Genomic DNA, 19,037 nt, shown 5'->3' with positions numbered 1-19,037 from the left:
AGCAGCGCCCGGTCCTTTATTTCACGACAGAATGATGACTGTTTGATGACGCTCCGAGGAGCGTCAGCATTAAATTGCCATCATCTCAGTGCTTGGCTACCGCAGTGTTGAGCTTCAGGTAATCGAGGAGGATTCGCCCGGTTTCGCTCAGATAAGCATCGTCTTCCGGCTTGGTCTTGTCCGGATCGGCGGCCGCGATGGCGTCCTCGTCTTCTTTCTTCAGCTCCTTGAGCGGCTCTTCACCCTTGGCCTTGCGGCGGATGTTTTCCAGCGCCAGTTGCTTGGCCTCGATGTCGGCGTGCTGCGCCCGACGTTCGGCTTCGTTGAGGCTGACGGTTTTTTCCGCCATCAGCTTCTTGGCCAGGGCCAGCTTGTCGCGGATGAAGACGAACTCGGCGTCCTTGGCCGAGCGCGCGTCATGCTCGGATTTCAGTTGCGTGAGGAACGGCTTGAACGGATCCACCGCCGGCTTGATGGCCGGGCGAATGGTGTCCCACGGCATGGCTTCGGGCAGGGCGCTTTCGCCGATTTCCTTGGTGTCGATGATCGACGGGTAATCGATGTCCGGCAGTACGCCCTGATGCTGGGTGCTCTGCCCGGAAACCCGGTAGAACTTAGCCAGGGTCAGTTTCAGCTCGCCGTGGTTGAGCGGCTGGATGGTCTGCACGGTGCCTTTGCCGAAGGTCTGGCCACCGATGATCAGCGCGCGGTGATAGTCCTGCATCGCACCGGCGAAAATCTCCGAGGCCGAAGCCGAGAGACGGTTGACCAGCAGCGCCATCGGCCCTTTGTAGAAGGCGCCAGGGTTTTCATCTTCGAGCACGTCGACCCGGCCGTCGGCGTTACGCACCAGCACGGTAGGGCCCTTGTCGATGAACAGGCTGGTCAGCTCGGTGGCTTCCTGCAGGGAGCCGCCGCCGTTGTTGCGCAGGTCGATGACCACGCCGTCGACCTTGTCTTTCTGCAACTCGGTCAGCAGCTTCTTCACGTCGCGGGTGGTGCTCTTGTAGTCCGGATCGCCTGCACGGAAGGCCTTGAAGTCCAGGTAGAAGGCCGGGATCTCGATCACCCCGAGCTTGTAGTCCTTGCCATCCTGCTTGAGGTTGAGGATCGACTTCTTCGCCGCCTGCTCCTCCAGCTTCACCGCTTCGCGGGTGATGGAGACGATCTTGCTGGTCTGGTCGTTCGGCGCGTTGCTCGCCGGGATGATTTCCAGGCGCACCACCGAGCCTTTCGGACCGCGGATCAGCTTGACCACTTCGTCCAGGCGCCAGCCGACCACGTCGACCATTTCCTTGTCGCCCTGGGCTACGCCGATGATCTTGTCCGCCGGTGCCACCTGCTTGGTCTTGTCCGCCGGGCCGGCCGGCACCAGGCGCACGACCTTGACCTGGTCGTTGTCGCTCTGCAACACGGCGCCGATGCCTTCCAGCGACAGGCTCATGTTGATGTCGAAGTTCTCCGCGTTATCCGGCGACAGATAGTTGGTGTGCGGGTCGTAGGACATGGCGAAGGTGTTGATGTACGCCTGGAAGATATCTTCGGCGCGGGTCTGGTCCAGGCGGGCGAGCTGATTCTTGTAGCGCTTGGTCAGCGTTTCCTGAATCTGCTTGGGTTCCTTGCCAGCGATCTTCATGCGCAGGACTTCGTCCTTGACGCGTTTGCGCCACAGGTCGTCGAGCTCCGCGGTGGTCTTGAGCCAAGGGGCGTCCTTGCGATCGATCAGCAAGGATTCCTTGGTGGTGAAGTCGAATTTGTCGACGCCTTTGCCCAGTTCGGCCAGGGCAAAGTCCAGGCGCGCCTTGACGCGGTCCAGGTAGCGTTTGTAGATGATGAAGCCGGCGTTCAGGTCACCGCTCTTCAGGAAGTCGTCGAACTGGGTTTTCCACTTGTCGAATTCCGCGATGTCGCTGGCCATGAAGTAGCTGCGCGACGGGTCCAGCAGCTTCAGGTAGCTGTCATAGATGATCGCCGAGCGCGCGTCGTCCAGCGGTGGCTTGCTGTAATGATGACGCTTGAGCAGCTCGACGACATTGAGGCTGGCAATTACCTCGTCGCGATCCGGCTGAAGTTTGTCCCAGCTATTGGCTGCGAACGTATTGGTCGACATCGGCAGCAGACCGAGACCAATGAAAAGAGCGAGGGCGGTGCTGGGGAACAAATGCTTCATGCTGATTCGACGCGGGGGCAATTGATAACGCATATTAGGCCGTCTTTGAAGTCGCCGGTTCCACAAGGACCGGTCGCATAATGCAAAAAGCCCGGTGCTACAGCTCCGGGCTCAGTCCAGACTCACTATGGAGGCACTGTGAAAGCATTGCAAGGCGTTGAAGGTCATGTGGAGTGGGTTGAAGAGCCGAGTCCGACGTGCGACGTAGGACAAGTGCGAATCCGCGTGGCAGCTGCGGGACTGAACCGGGCCGACCTGTTGCAACGGGCCGGGCTCTATCCACCGCCACCGGGCGCCAGCAAGGTGCTGGGGCTGGAGTGCTCGGGCGTGATCAGCGAGGTCGGCCCGGGCTCTGCGTGGCAGGTCGGCGATCGGGTCTGCGCGCTGCTGGCCGGTGGTGGCATGGCCGAGGAAGTGGTGGTCGATGCCCGTCATGTCCTGCCGGTGCCGGAAGGGCTGTCCCTGGCGGAAGCGGCGGCGTTGCCTGAGGTGTACAGCACCGCCTGGCTGAACCTGTTCCAGCTGGCGGCCCTCAAACCGGGGGAAAAGGTCCTGCTGCACGCTGGCGCCAGTGGCGTCGGTTCGGCGGCGATCCAGTTGTGCAAGGCGTTTGGCAACCCGTGCTGGGTCAGCGTCGGTTCCGCCGACCGCCTGGCCTACTGTGAAGCGCTGGGCGCCCAGGGCGGCGTGGTGCGCACCGACGGCCTGGAAGGGCTGCGGGATTTCGGGCCGTTCGATGTGATCCTGGATCCGGTCGGCGCCAACTATGCCGCGCACAACGTCAAGCTGCTGGCCCTGGACGGGCGCTGGGTGCTGATCGGGCTGATGGGCGGGCGCGAGGCCCAGTTGGACCTGGCGCAGATCCTCGGCAAGCGCATTCAGTTGCTGGGTTCGACCCTGCGCAGCCGCAACGAGCAGTTCAAGGCCGATCTGTTCAGCGACCTCAGCCAGCATGTCTGGCCGCTGTTCGCCGAAGGGCGCTTGAGCCCGCAGTTGGCCATGACCTTCCCGATCAAGGACGCCGAAGCGGCCTTTGCCGAGCTGGCGACCAACCAGGTGTCGGGCAAGCTGGTGCTGCTGATCGACGAGACGTTGATCTGATCCTGTAGCCGCTGCCGCAGGCTGCGATAAGCCCGAAGGGCTTCGGCGATCTTCAGATCTTGCGCCCACGTTGTGGGCGATCGCAGCCTTCGGCAGCGGCTACAGAGGCGTTTATTTCCAGTGGTGGATCGGCCAGCCGGCCTTTTCCGCGTGTTCGCGCAGCACCGGGTCCGGGTTGACCACGTGCGGGTAGTCGACCTTCAGCAGCAGCGGCAGGTCGTTGCGCGAATCGGAATAGAAGCTCGCGCCTTCGAGGTTTTCTTCTTCGGCATCCAGCCATTCCAGCAGGCGGGTGACCTTGCCTTCGCGGTAGGTCAGGGTGCCCAGGGTATTGCCGCTGTAGACCCCGTGCAGCACCTCCAGCTCGATCCCCAGGACTTCGTCGATGCCCAGGCGTTCGGCAATGGGCTGGACCAGATGGGTGCCCGAGGCCGAGATCACCAGGATCCGGTCGCCGGCCTTGCGGTGCGCGGCGATGGCCTTGCAGGCGTCGCTGAAAATGATCGGCTCGATCACGTCCTCGACCCAGGGGCCGACCAGGTGCCCGACCTCTTCCGGGGTACGGCCGGCCATCGGCTCCAGGCTGAAGGCCATGAACTCCTCCATGGCCAGCTTGCCGTGGCTGTAGGCGTCCATCAGCTCATTGTTGCGGCGCATGAAAGACTCGCTGTCGACCCAGCCCAGGCGCCCCATCTGTTCGCTCCAGAGGGTGGCGCAGTCGCCGTGGATCAGGGTCTCGTCCAGATCAAAAATTGCCAGGGCCATTAGTACCGCTCTCTCTTAATCGTCTGCGTCAAAGTCATCAGGCTACCTCACAGAGGGCCGTGGGATCGATGGATAGTGCCAGGCGTTGACCGTCGGGGTGCAGGTCGTCCGGCGAGCGGTTCAACACATCCACCACCAGTTCCACGCCACGGGCTTCGACCCGGTAGCGGATCACGTTGCCCAGCAGGCTGTGGCTGCGGATCCGCGCGTCGGGTTCGCCGTCCTTGCGCAGTTCGATGGCTTCGGGGCGAATCGCGATACGCCCGTTGATCGGCCGCTGCAGCAGCTTGCTGGCGCTTTCGGCGTCCAGCAGGTTGTAGTTGCCGATGAAGCCAGCGGCGAACACATCCACCGGTGCGGTGTAGAGCGTCTCGGCGTCGCCGCTCTGGACGATCTTGCCCTGGTTCATCAGGAAGATGCGGTCCGACATGGTCAGGGCTTCTTCCTGGTCATGGGTGACGAAAATCGTGGTCAGCCCCAGTTCGCGCTGGATCTGCCGGATCTGCTCGCGCAGGTGCTTGCGGATCCGTGCGTCCAGCGCCGACAGCGGCTCGTCCAGCAGCAACAGGCGCGGACGGGTCACCAGCGAGCGGGCCAGGGCCACGCGCTGGCACTGGCCCCCGGACAGTTGATGGGGATAGCGGCTGGCGAAGTCGTGCAGTTCCACCAGGCGCAGGACTTCGAGCACGCGCTTGCGGCTCTCGTCGGTGTTGACCTTCTGCATGCGCAGGCCGAAGGCCACGTTCTGCTCCACAGTCATGTTGGGGAACAGCGCATAGCTCTGGAACACCATGCCGATCCCGCGTTTCTGCGGGCTCAGGGGCACTATGTCGTGGCCGTCGAGGAGGATCTTGCCGGCGTCCACCGGAGTCAGGCCGGCGATGCAGCGCAGCAGGGTGGACTTGCCGCAGCCGGACGGGCCGAGCAGGGTGACGAATTCGCCCTTGTGGATTTCGCAGTTGATGTCGCTGAACACCGGGGTGCCAACATGCCCTGATGGAGAGTAGCTTTTCTGCAGGTGTTGGACGCTGACGAAGCTCATTGGCTTTTGTCCTTGTTCAAGATGTTGGCGGCCCAGGTCAGAACCAGCACAAAGAAGAAGTAGGAAATCACCAGCGCGCTGGTGAAGTGGCCGCTGCTGTTGCGCATGTTGTTCAGGTAGACCTGCAGGGTTTCGTAGCGGGTGCCCACCAGGATGTTGGCGAACACGAACTCGCCGAACAGGAACGAGAACGACAGCAGCAGGGCCACCATCAGGCCCTTGCGCAGGTTCGGCAGCACCACCAGGAAGGCCGCCTGCCAGGTGCTGGCGCCCAGCAGCTGGGCGGCGTCCATCAGGTCGCGCAGGTTGATCGCCTGCAGGTTGTTGGTGATCGCCCGGTACATGAAGGGCAGGGCCACGGTGAAGTAGCAGCCGACGAGGATCCACGGCGTGCCGACCATGGCGAAGGGTCCTGAACCATAGAGTTGCAGCAGGCCCACCGAGGACACCACCGGCGGCACCGCGAACGGCAACAGGATCAGGATGTTCATCAGCGCGTCGAGCCGCGGGAAGTGGTAGTGCACCACGAACAGCAGCGGCAGGATCAGCACCACCGACAGGATCAGGGCACCGACGCAGACCAGCAGCGACTGGCCGAAGGCACTCAGGAAGCGCGGGTCGCTCCACAGCTGGATGTACCACTTGAAGGTAAAGCCGCTGGGCAGGATGGTCGCCGACCAGCTGCTGGCGATGGAGTAGATCAGGGTCCCGGCCAGCGGCAGCAGGAGGATGGCGAACAGCAGGTACACCACGATTCGGTGATAGAGGGCAGCGGAGCCAGGTTCAGCGCGAGACATGGTAGCTCCTCTTCAACAGCAGCTGATGGACGATGGTCACCAGGGTCATCAGCGCCACCAGGACCACGGCCAGGGCGCTGGCCATGTTCGGGTCCAGGGAGATGTCGCCGGAAACCATGGCGGCGATGCGGATCGGCAGCACGTTGAAGTTGCCGGTGGTCAGCGCATAGACCGTGGCATAGGCGCCCAGGGCATTGGCCAGCAGGATCACGAAGGTCCCCAGCAGCGCCGGGGTCAGCACCGGCAGGCCTATGTAGCGCCAGAACTGCCAGCCACTGGCGCCGAGCAATGCCGCGGATTCGCGCCAGTCTTCACGCAGGGCGTCGAAGGCCGGGTAGAGCAGCAGCACGCCCAGGGGGATCTGGAAGTAGGTGTAGAGGATGATCAGGCCGGTCTTGGAGTACAGGTTGAAGTCCTGAATGATCCCCGCCTGCTTGAGCATGATGGTGATGCTGCCGTTGAAGCCCAGCAGGATGATGAAGGCGAACGCCAGGGGCACGCCGGCGAAGTTGCTGGTCATGTTGGCGAAGGCGTTGACGAAGTTGCGCAGCTTCGAGTCGACCCGGCGCAGCGAGTAGCTGCCGAGTATCGCGATGACGATACCGAACAGGCTCGACCAGAAGCTGATCTCCAGGCTGTACTGGATGGCCTGCAGATAGAACCTGGAACTGAAGATCTTGTTGAAGTTGGCCAGGCCCCAGCCGAACTCTTCCGATTGCAGGCTGTTGACCAGCACCCAGAGCAGCGGGGCGATCTGGAACACGATGAAGAACAGGGCAAAGGGCAAGAGGCACAGGATCGCCAGCCATTTGCCGCGGGTGAATGCATTCACTTCAGCAACTCCCGGCATACAGGTTTGTCGTGGGGCACGCCGAGCAATTCGCAGATGGTGCCGCACAGCTCGGTCTGATCCGGCGTGGCGACAGGGCTGAAGCTGAACGCATCGCCGAGGACGAACAGCGGCACTTCCCGTTCCTCGGGCAGCAGGCCGTTGTGCGAGCGGTCGTTGTTCATGCCATGGTCGGCCGTCACCAGCACCTGGTAGCCGGCGTCGAGCCAGCCTTGCAGATAGTCGGCGAGGATGATGTCGGCCGTGCGTGCGCTGTTGCGGTACTGCGGGGTGTCGAGGCCGTGCTTGTGCCCGGCGTCGTCGATGTTCATCGGGTGCACCAGCAGAAAGTTCGGCGCATGGCGTAGCCGCAGGTGTTCGGCATCGGCGAACAGATGGGAATCGGGGTAGTGGTCGTTCCAGTAGAAGTGCCCGTGCTGGATCGGCAGCTTCTTGTTGTCGGTATGCCGGTCCCGGGCCGGCTCGAACGGCGAGCGGTTGTACAGCTCGCTGATCCAGTGATAGGCCGCGGCGGCGGTACTGAGCCCGGCGGCGCTGGCATAGTGGAAAATGCTGCGCTGGTTGGACAGGCGCGAGACGTTGTTGTGCACGATGCCGCTGTCCAGCGGCGGCACCCCGGTCAGGATGCATTCGTAGAGCGGTCGGGACAGGGCCGGTAGTTCACATTCCAGCTTGTACAGCGCTGCGCGTCCTGCGCCGACATAGGCCTGAAGGTGTCCCATGGCATGGCGGGCGACCTCGTGGTTGAGGCCGTCGAGCACGACAAGGATGACGTTGTGTGACATGGGGCGAGGACTCCGCAAGGCAGAACAGCCCTGTAGGAGCGGAGCTTGCCCGCGATGGCTTCACTGCGGTTTAAGACAGACCGCAGTGCCTGCATCGCGGGCAAGCCTCGCTCCTACAGATGCAGCATTACTGCATGTTGATGATCACTTCTTCCTGCCATTTCTGTGGCAGGGCCTTGGAGGTCTTCTCCCAGGCGTCGGCGTCCTTGATCGGCGTGACTTTCTTGTACTGCTCGTTGGGCAGCAGGTTGGCCTGGACTTCGGCGGGCAGGGTCAGGTGCTCGGCGCGGATCGGACGCGCATTGCCGCGCGCCAGGTTGATCTGCCCGGCATCGCTGAAGATGTATTCACGGGTCAGCTTGGCCGCGTTCGGGTGCTTGGCGTATTTGTTGATGATAGTGGTGTAGCCGGAGATCACCGAGCCGTCCGACGGGATCAGCACGATGTAGTCGTCCTTGTTGACCATCTTGTTGCGGTAGCTCAGGCCGTTGAAGTCCCAGACCACACCGACTTCCACTTCACCCTTTTCCATGGTGGCGATGGTCGGGTTGGCCAGCGACAGGCGGCCTTGCTTGGCGATCTCGGCGAACATCAGCAGCGCGGGCTGGAGGTTCTTTTCGTCGCCGCCCTTGGCGATGGCCGCGGCCAGTACGCCGTTGGCAGCCTGGGCCGCGGTGCTCACGTCGCCGATGGAGACCTTGTATTTGCCTTTCTCCAGGTCGGCCCAGCTTTTCGGCGCCTCGGAGCCGTGCAGCAGCTTCTTGTTGATGATGAAGGCGATGGTGCCGGTGTAGGCCAGCGCCCAGTTGCCGTCCTTGTCCTTGGCCCAGTCCGGGACCTGTGCCCAGGTGCTTGGCTTGTAAGGCTGGACCACGCCCTGCTTGACCGCGATCGGGCCGAAGGCCGCGCCGACGTCGCCGATGTCCGCACTGGCGTTGTCTTTCTCGGCGGCGAACTTGGCGATCTCCTGGGCCGAGCTCATGTCGGTGTCGATGTGCTTGAGGCCGTAGTTCTTGGCCAGGTCTTCCCAGGTCCCTTTCCAGTTGGCCCAGTCGTCGGGCATGCCGACGCTGTTGACGGCGCCTTCGGCTTTCGCCGCGGCTTCCAGGGTCTTCAAGTCGGTATCAGCGGCCATGGCGGCGGTGCACATGGCGATGGTCGAGCCTAACAGTGATGCCAGGAAAAGCTGTTTCATCCGAAGCTCCTTTGGGCGTGTTCAACGCTGCGTTTGTCTAACGTTGTTGGTCTAGGTCAGCAATACCTGAGCCAATTTAAGCCGGCTGGATGACACTTTGATGTCGGCATCAGTCCTGCAAGGCATTCGCGGGCGGCAGGCGCGGGGCTGCGAGATAAGCGTAGACCAAGGCTAAACGGCTGATATGAAAGGACTTGGCCAGCCAATTGCAGGTCGCTGGCTCAGCCGTTCGGCGGCTTTGTCATCTGTCAGTCATATGCAGTGCCTAGGCTCTCGGTGAAGGCTGAGGGCCTTTTTTCCAGGCACGTTTTGCCCTGAAACAGTGCTGGTCTAGTCCAGATAGGTAACGTTGATGCGCGAAGAGGCAGTCAAGGCGGTGACAGCCATTGGGCAGGTCCTGCAGGAACAGATCGATCACGGGTTGTTGGCGCCCGGTAGCAAGCTGCCGGCCGAGCGCAAGCTCAGCGAGTTGTTCGGTACTACCCGGATTACCGTGCGCGAAGCCTTGTTGCAGCTGGAGGCCCAGGGCCAGATCTATCGCGAGGAGCGGCGCGGCTGGTTCGTCTCGCCACCGCGCCTGGCCTACAACCTGATGCAGCGCAGCCACTTTCACGCGATGGTCAGCGCCCAGGGGCGGGTGCCATCGACCGAGATGATTTCGGCGCGCCTGCAACCGGCTTCAGCGGCGGTCTGTGCCTGGCTGCAGCTGCCGGCGTTGTCCAGCGTGATCCAGATCCGTCGGGTACGGCGCATCGACGAGCGCCTGGTGCTGTATGTGGAGCACTACCTCAATCCGCAGTACTTCCCGGGCATCCTCGAGTTCGACCTGAACCAGTCGATCACCGAGCTGTACGCGCGGCACTACGACCTGCATTACGGCCGGGTGCGTTTCGAGATCGTGCCGACCTCCTTGCCGGTGGAAGCCGCGGCGGCGCTGAAGGTGTCGGCCGGCAGTCCCGGGCTGCGGATCGCCCGGGTCAATTACGACCAGCACCAGCGCCTGATCGACTGCGACCTGGAGTTCTGGCGCCACGACGCGATCCATGTCGGCGTCGATGTGGTCTGAGCCCGCTCCCGTTGCATGAGCGGGCTTGCTCGTGATGATGCCAGGGGCGTTTCAATCCTTAGGGTTTGGCCCCGGCGAACAGATAATCGGTGGCCAATGACGCCAGGGTGCGCACGCCCACCAGCAACGCCGACTCATCGACAAAGAACCCCGGGTTGTGGTTCGGTGCGGCCTTGGCCATGTCCTGGTCCCGCGGCGTCACACCGAGAAACACGAACAGCCCCGGCGCCTCCTTGGCATAGAAGGAAAAGTCTTCCGCGCCCCCCACCAACGGGCCCTGCACCACATCGTCCTTGGCCGCCCAGCGCAGGCTCGGCAGCATCTTCTCGGTCAGCGCCGGGTCGTTGATGGTCGGGTCGTACTTCTCGATGATAGTCACCTCGGCCTTGGCACCGCCACTTTCGGCGATCTTTTCCACGGTCTGGCGCACATCGCTGTGCAGCTTCTGGCGAATGCCGTAGTCGTAGGAGCGAATGGTGCCAGTCATGTCCAGTGACTCGGGGATGATGTTGTAGCGCGTGCCGCCGTTGATGGTGCCGATGCTGACCACCGAGGGGAACGACGAGATATCGGTGCGGCGGCTGACCACGGTCTGCAGCCCGACCACGGTCTGGGCGCCGACCGTGATCGGGTCGATGCCGTCCCAGGGGCGGCCGGCGTGGGTCTGTTTGCCGAGGATCCTGATGCGCAGGTCGTCGGAGCTGGCCAGGGTCGGGCCCGGGCGATAGGCGATGCGTCCGGCCGGAATCCCGGCCCAGACATGCAGGCCGAACACCGCGTCCGGCTTGGGCGATTGCATCACGCCTTCCTGCACCATCATCTTCGCGCCCCAGGTGTTCTTGCCGTCGGGGACGAAATCGCTCGGCCCTTCTTCGGCGGGCTGGAAATAGAACACCACGGTGCCGGGCAAGCGCTCGCGCATGTCGCTGAGGATTTTCGCCGTGCTCAGCAGGATGGCGGTGTGGGCGTCGTGGCCGCAGGCGTGCATGACGTCCACCTCCTTGTCCAGGTAGCGCCCCTTGGCCTTGGAGGCGAACGGCAGGTCCGCGACTTCCTTGACCGGCAGCGCGTCCATGTCGGCGCGCAGGGCCACGGTCGGGCCGGGTAGGGCGCCCTTGAGCACCGCCACCACGCCGGTGCGGGCGACGCCGGTCTTGACCTCCAGGCCCAGGGCGCGCAATTGCGTGGCCACCAGCTCGGCGGTGCGGTGTTCGGTGTTACCGAGTTCGGGGTGGGCGTGGATATCGCGACGGGTTTCCAGCAGAGCCGGCTCCAGGGCCTTGGCCTGTTCGGCGATGTGTTTGCGGGCCTGTTCCATGGCGCTGTCGTCGACAGCGTTGGCGGCCTGGCTGGACAAGGCCAGGACGCCGATCAGGCAGGCTTGGGCGATAGCGGATAGCTGCATAGGGGAATCTCTCCATGATTATTGTTGTGGTTCAGTTGCCAAAACCTGTGACCGCCCCAGCCGTGGAGAGTGCGGCCGCGCCCTTGCCGATGCGCAGCCGGATGCCTTACTCCTCTTGCTGGGGCCCGCCGCCAGCGGTGATCACTTGCACGCTCATGCGTGGCGTGGCCAGGTCCATTCCGGCTTCGTCGAGGTGACGCTTGAGGGACAGGTTGAAAGCCCGTGACACCTCCCATTGCTTGATCGGCGCGGTCTTGAAGCGGGCGCGCAGAATCGCGTTGCCGGACTCGAAGCTTTCCACCCCCTGGAACTCCAGCGGCGACCAGATATTGCGCCGTTGCAGCGGATCGGTGCGCATCTTCTGGCCGACATCGCGCATCAGCTTGATGGCCTCGTCTATGTCCATGTTGTACGGAATGGCCACCCGGAAGATCGCGTAGCCGAACTCCCGGGAGTAGTTCTTGATGCTCTTGATTTCGCTGAACGGGATGGTGTGCACAATGCCGTCGATGTCCCGCAGGCGCACGGTGCGGATGGTCAGGCCTTCGACGGTACCCAGGTGGCCGCCGACGTCCACGTAGTCGTCGATGGCCAGGGAGTCCTCGATGATGATGAACAGGCCGGTGATCAGGTCGGCCACCAGCGACTGGGCGCCAAAACCGATGGCCAGACCGATCACCCCGGCACCGGCCAGCAGCGGCGTGACGTTCATGCCCATGTTCGCCAGGGCGACAATCAGGCCGATGATGAAGATCGCCACGAACAACACGTTACGGATCAGCGGCATCATGGTTTGCGCCCGGGCATTGGCCAGGCCTTTGCGCGAGCGAGTCAGGGCATGGTGCACCGCGGTGTCGCTGAGGATCCAGATCAGCCAGGCGAACAGCAGGGTGCCGCCGAGGCTGAACAGCTTGACGCTGATTTCGTGGCCGTCGCCTTCGGTGAAGCGGATCAGCGACATGCCCCAGACCCGCAGGCCGAGTTCGATGAACACCAGCCACACCACCAGGTGGGCGAGGGTATAGAAGAAGCCTTTCAGGCGCTCGGAGTACAGGGCGTGGCGCTTGTGCCCGCGATAGGGCTTGAGGGAATGGCGGCGCACCAGGCCGTTGATCACCATGCACAGCACCAGCAGCACGGTGCAGATCAGCGACTGGCGCAGGGCGGTGCTGGTGTCGCCGGCGGAAATGAAGGTGGCGAACAGGGAAATGGCCACCAGCACCAGCGCGGGCAGGTACCAGAAGGTGCCGATGATCTCGATGGTGTCGCTCAGGGCGCGGCGGGTCAGGCGGCGGGACAGCGGCTGGTTGCGGATCAGGTGAGCGATCGGCCGCCGAAAGCGCAGGATGAACACCCCGGTGGACAGGGCCGCCATGACATTGGCGAAGGTGGCCGCGGTGTGCGCCAGGTGGCTGCCCAGGCTGGCGATCAGCCGCGGGTCGCTCAGGGCCTCGCCAAAGGCGGCGAAACTGCCGATCAGCCACAACGGCCGGAAAGCCTGGCGGCGCAGGATGTACAGCGCGCGGTGGCGGTTCGGACCGTCCAGCACGGAAAAGGCGATCACGCAGATCGCCGAGAAGCAGGTGCCGACCACCAGCGCGTAAGCCAGGACCATGGCCAGGTCCTTGCCCAGGGACGACGGCAGTTTGTAGGTCATGTACACGGTCATGATCAGGGCGATCAGCCAGGGGCCCAGTTTGCGCAGGGCGAAGCGCAGCAGGTCCCAGGTCTTGGGGTGTTGTGGTAACTCTTCGGTGAGGCCGAAGCGCTCCCGCAGGCGATGGCTGAGCCAGATCAGCGCCGCCGCCAGCAGGCTCCAGACCATCAGGATCAGGGCGAAGGCAAAGATGATCGGCAGCCATTCGCTGGCCGGCAGCATCAGGGCCGCCAGTTCATCCTGGGCCTGATCGAATTCGTTCGACCAACGGGTGATCGGGCTGTCGGCGCCGGAGAACTGTTTTTCGAAGCTGGACAGGGTGCCGCCGATCAGGCCGAGCACGCCTTCTTCGGCGGGTGTCTGGGCTTTTTTCGTGACGTCGCGGAGCTTTTTCAGGTCGGTCAGCAACTGGGTGCGTTGCTGGTCGTTTTCCAGGGACTTGATCACTTCATCCAGCGATTGCCCCAGGGGCTGGTCGGCTTGTGGCTGGGTTTTGCCGCTGTTGAGCAGGCCCGGCAAACCCACCGCCTGGGCCGATGACAGCGGCAACAGTGTCAGGAGGCAGAGAAACAGGCAGTAGGGCAGAACGGAAAGACGAGCGAACACTGGGCGATCAACCTCAGAAAAAGCGGATCGACCGAGTGTACGAGGCAGCTAATACCAATGCGAGCCTGGACGGCGCATTTATTCGGCGAGTTTGGCGAGGATCTTGTAGATCACGGTGCCGAGGATCAGCAGCATACCGGCCCACATGCTGAAGATGCCGGCATTCTTGTCGCGGAAGTTGTAGCCGATGGCCAGCAGGATCATCCCGGAGAGAATGGGAATGAGCATGGCGTGGAACGAAGACATCGAGATCATGGCGACAGCCTTGTCGGAGGGGATACTCACCAGTCTAGGTGGCTTTGGTGGAGTTCGGGTTGATGTGCATCAGAAATGCCTCGATGCCTGGATTTTCGCGTCTTGTAGGAGCGAAGCTTGCTCGCGATGGCGGCGACGCGGAGGTACTGGACGACCGCGTCATCGTTCATCGCGAGCAAGCTTCGCTCCTACAGAAGAGGGCTTACGGCAGGTCGCGGCTGGCGTAGAACGCGCTCAAGACCTTAACCAGATGGGCCAGGTCCTGGCTGCCGCACAGTTCGCGGATCGAGTGCATGGCGAAGGTCGGCAGGCCGATATCCACGGTGCGCACGCCCAGGTGGCTGGCGGTGATCGGGCCGATGGTCGAGCCGCAGCCCATGTCGCTGCGCACCACGAAGCTTTGTACCGGCACTTCCTCGGCCATGCACAGATGGCGGAAGAAACCGGCGGTTTCGCTGTTGGTGGCGTAGCGCTGGTTGCTGTTGACCTTGATCACCGGGCCGGCGTTGAGTTTCGGGCCGTGGTTGGCATCGTGCTTGTCAGCGTAGTTGGGGTGCACGCCGTGGGCGTTGTCGGCCGAGACCAGCAGCGACTTCTGGATGGTGCGCACGAACTCGTCGCCTTCGGGCAGCAGGCGGCGCAGGGTCTGCTCGAGCATTGGGCCGTCGGCGCCGCAGGCCGAGCAGGAGCCGACTTCTTCGTGGTCGTTGCAGACCAGCACGCAGGTTTCCTCGGTGTCGGCGTTGAGCAAGGCTTGCAGGCCGGCGTAGCAGGACAGCAGGTTGTCCAGGCGCGCGCCGGCGATGAAGTCGCCGTGCAGGCCGATCACCGCGGCGCTTTGGGTGTCGTAGAAGCTCAGCTCATAGTCGAGCACCACATCGGCGTTCAGGCCGTGTTCGCGGGCCAACTGGTCGGTCAGCACCGCGCGGAAGTCGACCCGCTCGTCGCCGGCGAATTGCGCGAGGATTGGCGGCAGTTCGGTCTGGGCGTTGATGGCCCAGCCCTGGTTGGCTTCGCGATTGAGGTGAATGGCCAGGTTGGGGATGGTCGCGATGGGCGCCTTGAAGTCGATCAGCTGGCTTTCAACCTTGCCGTCGCGACGGAAGGTGACACGGCCGGCCAGCGACAGGTCGCGGTCGAACCAGGGCGCCAGCAAGGCGCCGCCGTAGACTTCCACGCCCAGTTGCCAGAAGCCCTGGCGTTGCAGCTCCGGTTGCGGCTTGACCCGCAGGCACGGGCTGTCGGTGTGCGCGCCGACCATGCGGATCCCGCCTTGCAGGGGCGAATGCCGACCCAGCTTGACGGCCACGATGGAGGAGTCATTGCGGGTGACGTAGTAGCGACCGTTGGCTTCGGTGGTCCATGGCTCGCGCTCGTCGAGACGCTGGTAGCCTGCGGCCTCCAGGCGTTGAACGAGGCTGGCGGTTGCATGGAAAGGGGTAGGGGAGGCCTTGAGGAAGTCGATCAGGCCCTGGTTCAACTCTTCGCGCATAAGTAACTCCAGACAGCAGTGGCGCGAGTTTACCGTATCGGCTCGCGGCATTGCAGGCGCAATGCCGTTGAGGGAGACAACATTCATCGCAGCCGGGAAAACGGCTCAACCGGTGATCAGGTTGCCTTTGAGGAATACTTCGCGGCGCTGCTTGCGGCCCACATATTCATGCTTGCTGGCCTGGTAAACCTCGGTGAATTTCTCTGCGCAAATGCCCGGCAGTTGATCGAGGTATTCCTCCACCAGCGCGTCGTACTGCGCTTCGGTGATCAGTTTGTAGACTTCGCGACGGTAGAAGAACCCCAGCTGAAAACCCAGGGTTTCGCTGGGATGGGGCGTGATGGTCGCGAAGCAGTTCTCGAAGTCGATGGCCTTGAGCGGAGCCTGGGGGCTGATCATGATGTTGCCGGCCCAGAAATCCATGTGGGTGATGTTCTTTTGCGCGAGGGAGTGCAGCAGTCCGAACGCATCGCGGATAAAGGGCTCGATCTTGTTCGGGTTGTTGCGCAACCACTGTACGCCGTCGACGTAATCATCCAGCAGACGGGTAAGGATGAAGTATTCCTGTACCAGTCCCAGGCGGTCCCGGGTATAGCCGAATCCTTCAAGGTCGGACATCTGTACGCCGCGTCGCTGGGCTTCGGCGGTGTTGATCAGCTCTTCCAGCGGCCAGTCGAAGCGGCCATTGCGCTGGGGCTTGCCCAGGGTGACGCGAACTTTCGCCTTGAGCGTATCCAGGGGCTGCACCTTGGCGAACAGCGGTGTCTCGCCGCTCGCCAAGGGGGCGCTGGCGCGGGTCTGTTTGTGTGCGTGACGTTGGCGGATGAGTTGTTCGAGGGCTGCGCAGGCGTCTGCCGAAGGTTTTTCGCGAAGGTGCAGGGTGGTATTGAGAAAGCAGAAGGTGAAAGGGTAATCGCGTTGAAATGGCTGACTGCTGAGCACGGGGCTTCCTGCCTTAATGTCGAATAGCCACTATTTTAATATTTTTTTCACAAATTCATAACAAATTATTCGGATTAATCTTTGTTTGTGGTCGGACTTTTCCGTGGTCGCCCCTCAATCGAGGGGCATCCCGCTACGGTGGCCGCTCTCGATCAGAAGGGTGCCGGGCACTCGAAGCGCAGGCGTTCACCACTCTGCGGATGGGTGAAGCTGAGCATGCTGGCGTGCAGGCACAGGCGTGGCCAGGCGGCCAGCGCTTGCGGATGCGCGTACAGGCCATCGCCCAGCAGCGGATGACCGATGGACAGCATATGCACCCGCAACTGGTGCGAGCGCCCGGTGATCGGGGTCAGCTCGACGCGGCACCAGTCGCCGCAGCGTTCCAGCACGCGCCAGAAGGTCAGGGCGTTCTTGCCAAATTCGTGGTCCACCACGTGCCGCGGCTTGGTCGGCGGGTCGTAGCGCAATGGCAGGTCGATGCTGCCGCTGTCCAGTTCCGGCTGGCCCCAGCACAGCGCGGTGTAGGCTTTTTCGGTTTCCCGATCGTGAAATTGCCGGGACAGTTCGCGGTGGGTATCGGGGTCGCGGGCCAGCAGGATGATGCCGGAGGTTTCCCAGTCCAGCCGATGGACGATACGGGCTTCCGGGTAGCCGTTTTCCTGCAGGCGGGTAATCAGGCAATCCTTGTTGTCATCGGCCCGGCCAGGCACGGAGAGCAGCAGGGTGGGTTTGTCCACCACCAGGACGGCGGCGTCCTGGTGAATGATGCGGATATTCGACAACGGCATTAAAACAGCCTCGTAACAAACGCCAACGGCGGCTCGATCAACCCGGCTTCTACAGGAGCAGGCTTGCTCCTGTAGAAAAACCGAGGGATCGAGCCGCCGTGGCTCCAGCCGAATCGATCAGCGATCAGGCAGGGTGATATTGAGTTCCAGGATCGAGCAGCTGCCCTGGTTTTCCAGAGCGACGTGCACGTCATCGGACCCGATATTGACGTACTTGCGGATTACTTCCACCAGTTCCTTCTGCAAGGCAGGCAAGTAATCGGGGGTAGTGCGTTGGCCGCGTTCATGCGCCACGATGATCTGTAGACGCTCTTTCGCTACCGACGCGGTGCTTACTTTTTTGCTGGCACGAAAGAAGTCAAAAAGGTTCATTACCTACCTCCAAACAGGCGCTCGAAGAATCCCTTCTTCTCGACATTGAGGAACCGGTGTTCCTTTTCCTTGCCCAGCAAGCGATCAACGGTATCGCTGTAGGCCTGACCGGCATCGCTCTGGTCGTCGAGAATCACCGGCACGCCCTGGTTGGAGGCCTTGAGCACTGCTTGGGATTCCGGAATCACGCCGAGAAGGCGCACTGCGAGGATTTCCTTGACGTCTTCGACGCCGAGCATTTCCCCTTTTTCGACACGCTCAGGGTGGTAGCGGGTGATCAGCAGGTGTTCCTGGATCGGCTCTTCGCCTCTTTCTGCGCGACGGGACTTGCTGGCCAGAAGACCGAGCATGCGGTCGGAGTCACGTACCGAGGAAACTTCCGGGTTGGTCACGACAATCGCTTCGTCGGCGAAGTACATGGCCAGGTGGGCGCCTTTCTCGATACCGGCCGGGGAGTCGCAGACCACGAATTCGAAGGTCTCCTTGAGCTCCATCAGCACTTTTTCCACGCCTTCCTGGGTCAGCGCGTCTTTGTCGCGGGTCTGACTGGCGGCCAGTACGTAGAGGTTTTCCAGGCGCTTGTCTTTGATCAGGGCTTGCTGCAGGTTGGCTTCGCCGTTGACCACGTTGACGAAGTCATACACCACGCGACGTTCGCAACCCATGATCAGGTCGAGGTTACGCAAGCCGACGTCGAAGTCGACGATGACAGTTTTGTGACCACGCAGAGCGAGGCCGGTACCGATAGCGGCGCTGGTGGTGGTCTTACCCACACCACCCTTGCCGGATGTAACCACGAGAATCTTGGCCAAGGTGTTTCACCCCTAAGGAAGAAGGACTTTTTAGCCCCTGAAAAACATCTCTTGAAAACTACTGCAGTCGGACAGCCTTGGCTGGAGGTCGGTTAACACCTGCTCCTACTTCGTTTGAGCCGTATTCGCTACGTTTTAGAGATGCTTGGAAAATGCGGCAGTATCCGTTAAAGACGTGTGATGTTCAACACGTCACCCGACAGGCTGACCTGGACTCCGGCACCCCACAGCGGATCGCGCCGCAGGTCCTCGGAAACCTTGTACTGGCCGGCGATGGACACCAGTTCAGCGCTCAACTGCTGACAGAAAATCCGTGCCTTGGTGTCGCCCTTGACCCCGGCCAGCGCCCGACCGCGCATCGGGCCGTATACATGGATGTTGCCATCGGCCAGAAGTTCCGCACCCGGACTGACCGAGGAGGTCACTACCAGATCGCCACCCTGGGCATAGATTTGCTGTCCGCCGCGTACTGGCGAAGTGATGATGCGGGTGGGTTTGATAGTCGGCTCAGGCGGCTTTTCAGGCTTCTTCCGGACTTCGTTTTCCTGCGGTTCCAGCGGCCGTTCCCGGGCGCCGGAGGGCGGCAGGACGGGCAGATCGACGGCGATTGCGGCGGCGATGTCTTCGATGCGGCTGGCGCGGATCGCCAGGGTGCGCAGACCATGGTGACGGCAGACCCGCATCAGGCCGGGCAGATCTACGGCGCCTTCGCTGGCCGGCAGTTTGTCCAGTGCCAGCACCAACGGGGCGTTACTGAAGAAATTCGGGGCTTGCGCGACCTTCGCCGCCAGTTGGCGATCGAGGCCCTCGAGGTCGTTGCGGGCCAGTTCCAGCACGGTGATGGCCAGCATGCTGCCCTTCAACTGGAACACAGGATCCAGGTCTTGCGATTCGGTTTGGCTCATGGTCGGCATAAAGCGGCTTGTCACTAAAAGTG

18 protein-coding genes are annotated in these 19,037 nt (G+C 62.4%); 2 read left to right on the top strand and 16 right to left on the bottom strand.

All coding sequences use genetic code 11. The features are described 5' to 3' along the window. Positions 1-85: 85 nt before the first annotated feature. Positions 86-2,170 carry a carboxy terminal-processing peptidase gene (locus tag C4K38_RS23520; protein WP_164485786.1) on the bottom strand — a complete coding sequence of 695 codons (2,085 nt, stop codon included), beginning with the start codon at positions 2,168-2,170 and terminating at the stop codon, positions 86-88. Positions 2,171-2,308: 138 nt separating this feature from the next. Here C4K38_RS23520 and C4K38_RS23515 point away from each other — a divergent pair, with 138 nt between their 5' ends. Then, complete coding sequence (locus tag C4K38_RS23515) at positions 2,309-3,271, top strand: zinc-binding dehydrogenase (RefSeq protein ID WP_053280411.1); 963 nt, start codon at positions 2,309-2,311, stop codon at positions 3,269-3,271. Positions 3,272-3,382: 111 nt separating this feature from the next. On the opposite strand, the gene C4K38_RS23510 is transcribed toward C4K38_RS23515, so the two are convergent. The 6 genes from C4K38_RS23510 to C4K38_RS23485 all read right to left on the bottom strand — a co-directional run bounded on the left by C4K38_RS23510 (position 3,383) and on the right by C4K38_RS23485 (position 8,705). Next, a complete protein-coding gene (locus C4K38_RS23510) occupies positions 3,383-4,036 on the bottom strand; it encodes an HAD family hydrolase (RefSeq protein ID WP_023966499.1) in 654 nt (217 codons plus the stop codon). 37 nt (positions 4,037-4,073) lie between these two features. After that, positions 4,074-5,078, bottom strand: coding sequence for an ABC transporter ATP-binding protein (locus C4K38_RS23505; protein WP_053280410.1), 1,005 nt, complete (start codon positions 5,076-5,078; stop codon positions 4,074-4,076). Then, positions 5,075-5,875, bottom strand: a complete 801-nt coding sequence (locus C4K38_RS23500; protein ID WP_053280409.1) for an ABC transporter permease — start codon at positions 5,873-5,875, stop codon at positions 5,075-5,077. The genes C4K38_RS23505 and C4K38_RS23500 overlap by 4 nt, the downstream gene beginning before the upstream one ends. Further along, positions 5,862-6,725 (bottom strand): ABC transporter permease, encoded by an 864-nt coding sequence (locus C4K38_RS23495; protein WP_164487023.1) that lies wholly within the window; start codon positions 6,723-6,725, stop codon positions 5,862-5,864. Before C4K38_RS23495 ends, C4K38_RS23500 begins: the two co-directional genes overlap by 14 nt. Further along, entirely contained in the window at positions 6,704-7,510 is an 807-nt protein-coding gene (locus tag C4K38_RS23490; RefSeq protein WP_025805608.1) for an alkaline phosphatase family protein, read from the bottom strand. The genes C4K38_RS23495 and C4K38_RS23490 overlap by 22 nt, the downstream gene beginning before the upstream one ends. A gap of 127 nt (positions 7,511-7,637) precedes the next feature. Beyond that, entirely contained in the window at positions 7,638-8,705 is a 1,068-nt protein-coding gene (locus C4K38_RS23485; protein WP_053280407.1) for an ABC transporter substrate-binding protein, read from the bottom strand. A 352-nt stretch (positions 8,706-9,057) separates the two neighbouring features. Here C4K38_RS23485 and phnR point away from each other — a divergent pair, with 352 nt between their 5' ends. Further along, the gene (gene phnR / locus C4K38_RS23480) at positions 9,058-9,771 is read left to right on the top strand and encodes a phosphonate utilization transcriptional regulator PhnR (RefSeq protein ID WP_009050226.1); all 714 of its coding nucleotides are present in this window, start codon (positions 9,058-9,060) and stop codon (positions 9,769-9,771) included. Between the two features lie 58 nt (positions 9,772-9,829). Here the strand turns inward: phnR and C4K38_RS23475 are convergent, their stop codons facing one another. The 9 genes from C4K38_RS23475 to minC form a co-directional block, all read right to left on the bottom strand. Then, on the bottom strand, positions 9,830-11,176 hold the full coding sequence (locus C4K38_RS23475) for an amidohydrolase (protein ID WP_053280406.1): 1,347 nt from the start codon (positions 11,174-11,176) through the stop codon (positions 9,830-9,832). Between the two features lie 106 nt (positions 11,177-11,282). Further along, positions 11,283-13,439: a mechanosensitive ion channel family protein gene (locus C4K38_RS23470; protein ID WP_053280405.1), complete on the bottom strand. Its 2,157-nt coding sequence runs from the start codon at positions 13,437-13,439 to the stop codon at positions 11,283-11,285. Between the two features lie 78 nt (positions 13,440-13,517). After that, the gene (locus C4K38_RS32400; protein ID WP_007927853.1) at positions 13,518-13,694 is read right to left on the bottom strand and encodes a hypothetical protein; all 177 of its coding nucleotides are present in this window, start codon (positions 13,692-13,694) and stop codon (positions 13,518-13,520) included. 202 nt (positions 13,695-13,896) lie between these two features. Next, entirely contained in the window at positions 13,897-15,186 is a 1,290-nt protein-coding gene (locus C4K38_RS23465; protein ID WP_053280404.1) for a M18 family aminopeptidase, read from the bottom strand. A gap of 105 nt (positions 15,187-15,291) precedes the next feature. Next, the gene (locus C4K38_RS23460; RefSeq protein ID WP_053280403.1) at positions 15,292-16,128 is read right to left on the bottom strand and encodes a hypothetical protein; all 837 of its coding nucleotides are present in this window, start codon (positions 16,126-16,128) and stop codon (positions 15,292-15,294) included. A 152-nt stretch (positions 16,129-16,280) separates the two neighbouring features. Next, on the bottom strand, positions 16,281-16,916 hold the full coding sequence (locus C4K38_RS23455; protein ID WP_007928667.1) for an RluA family pseudouridine synthase: 636 nt from the start codon (positions 16,914-16,916) through the stop codon (positions 16,281-16,283). Positions 16,917-17,033: 117 nt separating this feature from the next. Continuing rightward, a complete protein-coding gene (minE, locus tag C4K38_RS23450) occupies positions 17,034-17,288 on the bottom strand; it encodes a cell division topological specificity factor MinE (protein ID WP_007928666.1) in 255 nt (84 codons plus the stop codon). Beyond that, positions 17,288-18,100 carry a septum site-determining protein MinD gene (gene minD / locus C4K38_RS23445; protein ID WP_053280402.1) on the bottom strand — a complete coding sequence of 271 codons (813 nt, stop codon included), beginning with the start codon at positions 18,098-18,100 and terminating at the stop codon, positions 17,288-17,290. The genes minE and minD overlap by 1 nt, the downstream gene beginning before the upstream one ends. 167 nt (positions 18,101-18,267) lie before the next feature. Then, a complete protein-coding gene (gene minC, locus C4K38_RS23440) occupies positions 18,268-19,005 on the bottom strand; it encodes a septum site-determining protein MinC (RefSeq protein ID WP_053280554.1) in 738 nt (245 codons plus the stop codon). Positions 19,006-19,037 lie beyond the last annotated feature (32 nt).

The sequence above is a fragment of the Pseudomonas chlororaphis subsp. piscium genome, from assembly GCF_003850345.1.
Taxonomy (GTDB): Bacteria; Pseudomonadota; Gammaproteobacteria; order Pseudomonadales; family Pseudomonadaceae; genus Aquipseudomonas; species Aquipseudomonas piscium.
The sequence above is the reverse complement of the archived record's forward strand: the minus strand, read 5'-3'. Positions and strand labels throughout refer to the sequence as shown.

Excerpts from the sequence above, each read along its gene's own strand:
- C4K38_RS23520 (WP_164485786.1), bottom strand. The coding sequence starts at position 2,170 with ATGAAGCATTTGTTCCCCAGCACCGCCCTCGCTCTTTTCATTGGTCTC.
- C4K38_RS23510 (WP_023966499.1), bottom strand. The coding sequence starts at position 4,036 with ATGGCCCTGGCAATTTTTGATCTGGACGAGACCCTGATCCACGGCGAC.
- C4K38_RS23505 (WP_053280410.1), bottom strand. The coding sequence starts at position 5,078 with ATGAGCTTCGTCAGCGTCCAACACCTGCAGAAAAGCTACTCTCCATCA.
- C4K38_RS23500 (WP_053280409.1), bottom strand. The coding sequence starts at position 5,875 with ATGTCTCGCGCTGAACCTGGCTCCGCTGCCCTCTATCACCGAATCGTG.
- C4K38_RS23495 (WP_164487023.1), bottom strand. The coding sequence starts at position 6,725 with ATGCCGGGAGTTGCTGAAGTGAATGCATTCACCCGCGGCAAATGGCTG.
- C4K38_RS23490 (WP_025805608.1), bottom strand. The coding sequence starts at position 7,510 with ATGTCACACAACGTCATCCTTGTCGTGCTCGACGGCCTCAACCACGAG.
- C4K38_RS23485 (WP_053280407.1), bottom strand. The coding sequence starts at position 8,705 with ATGAAACAGCTTTTCCTGGCATCACTGTTAGGCTCGACCATCGCCATG.
- phnR (WP_009050226.1), top strand. The coding sequence starts at position 9,058 with ATGCGCGAAGAGGCAGTCAAGGCGGTGACAGCCATTGGGCAGGTCCTG.
- C4K38_RS23475 (WP_053280406.1), bottom strand. The coding sequence starts at position 11,176 with ATGCAGCTATCCGCTATCGCCCAAGCCTGCCTGATCGGCGTCCTGGCC.
- C4K38_RS32400 (WP_007927853.1), bottom strand. The coding sequence starts at position 13,694 with ATGATCTCGATGTCTTCGTTCCACGCCATGCTCATTCCCATTCTCTCC.
- C4K38_RS23465 (WP_053280404.1), bottom strand. The coding sequence starts at position 15,186 with ATGCGCGAAGAGTTGAACCAGGGCCTGATCGACTTCCTCAAGGCCTCC.
- C4K38_RS23455 (WP_007928667.1), bottom strand. The coding sequence starts at position 16,916 with ATGCCGTTGTCGAATATCCGCATCATTCACCAGGACGCCGCCGTCCTG.
- minE (WP_007928666.1), bottom strand. The coding sequence starts at position 17,288 with ATGAACCTTTTTGACTTCTTTCGTGCCAGCAAAAAAGTAAGCACCGCG.
- minC (WP_053280554.1), bottom strand. The coding sequence starts at position 19,005 with ATGAGCCAAACCGAATCGCAAGACCTGGATCCTGTGTTCCAGTTGAAG.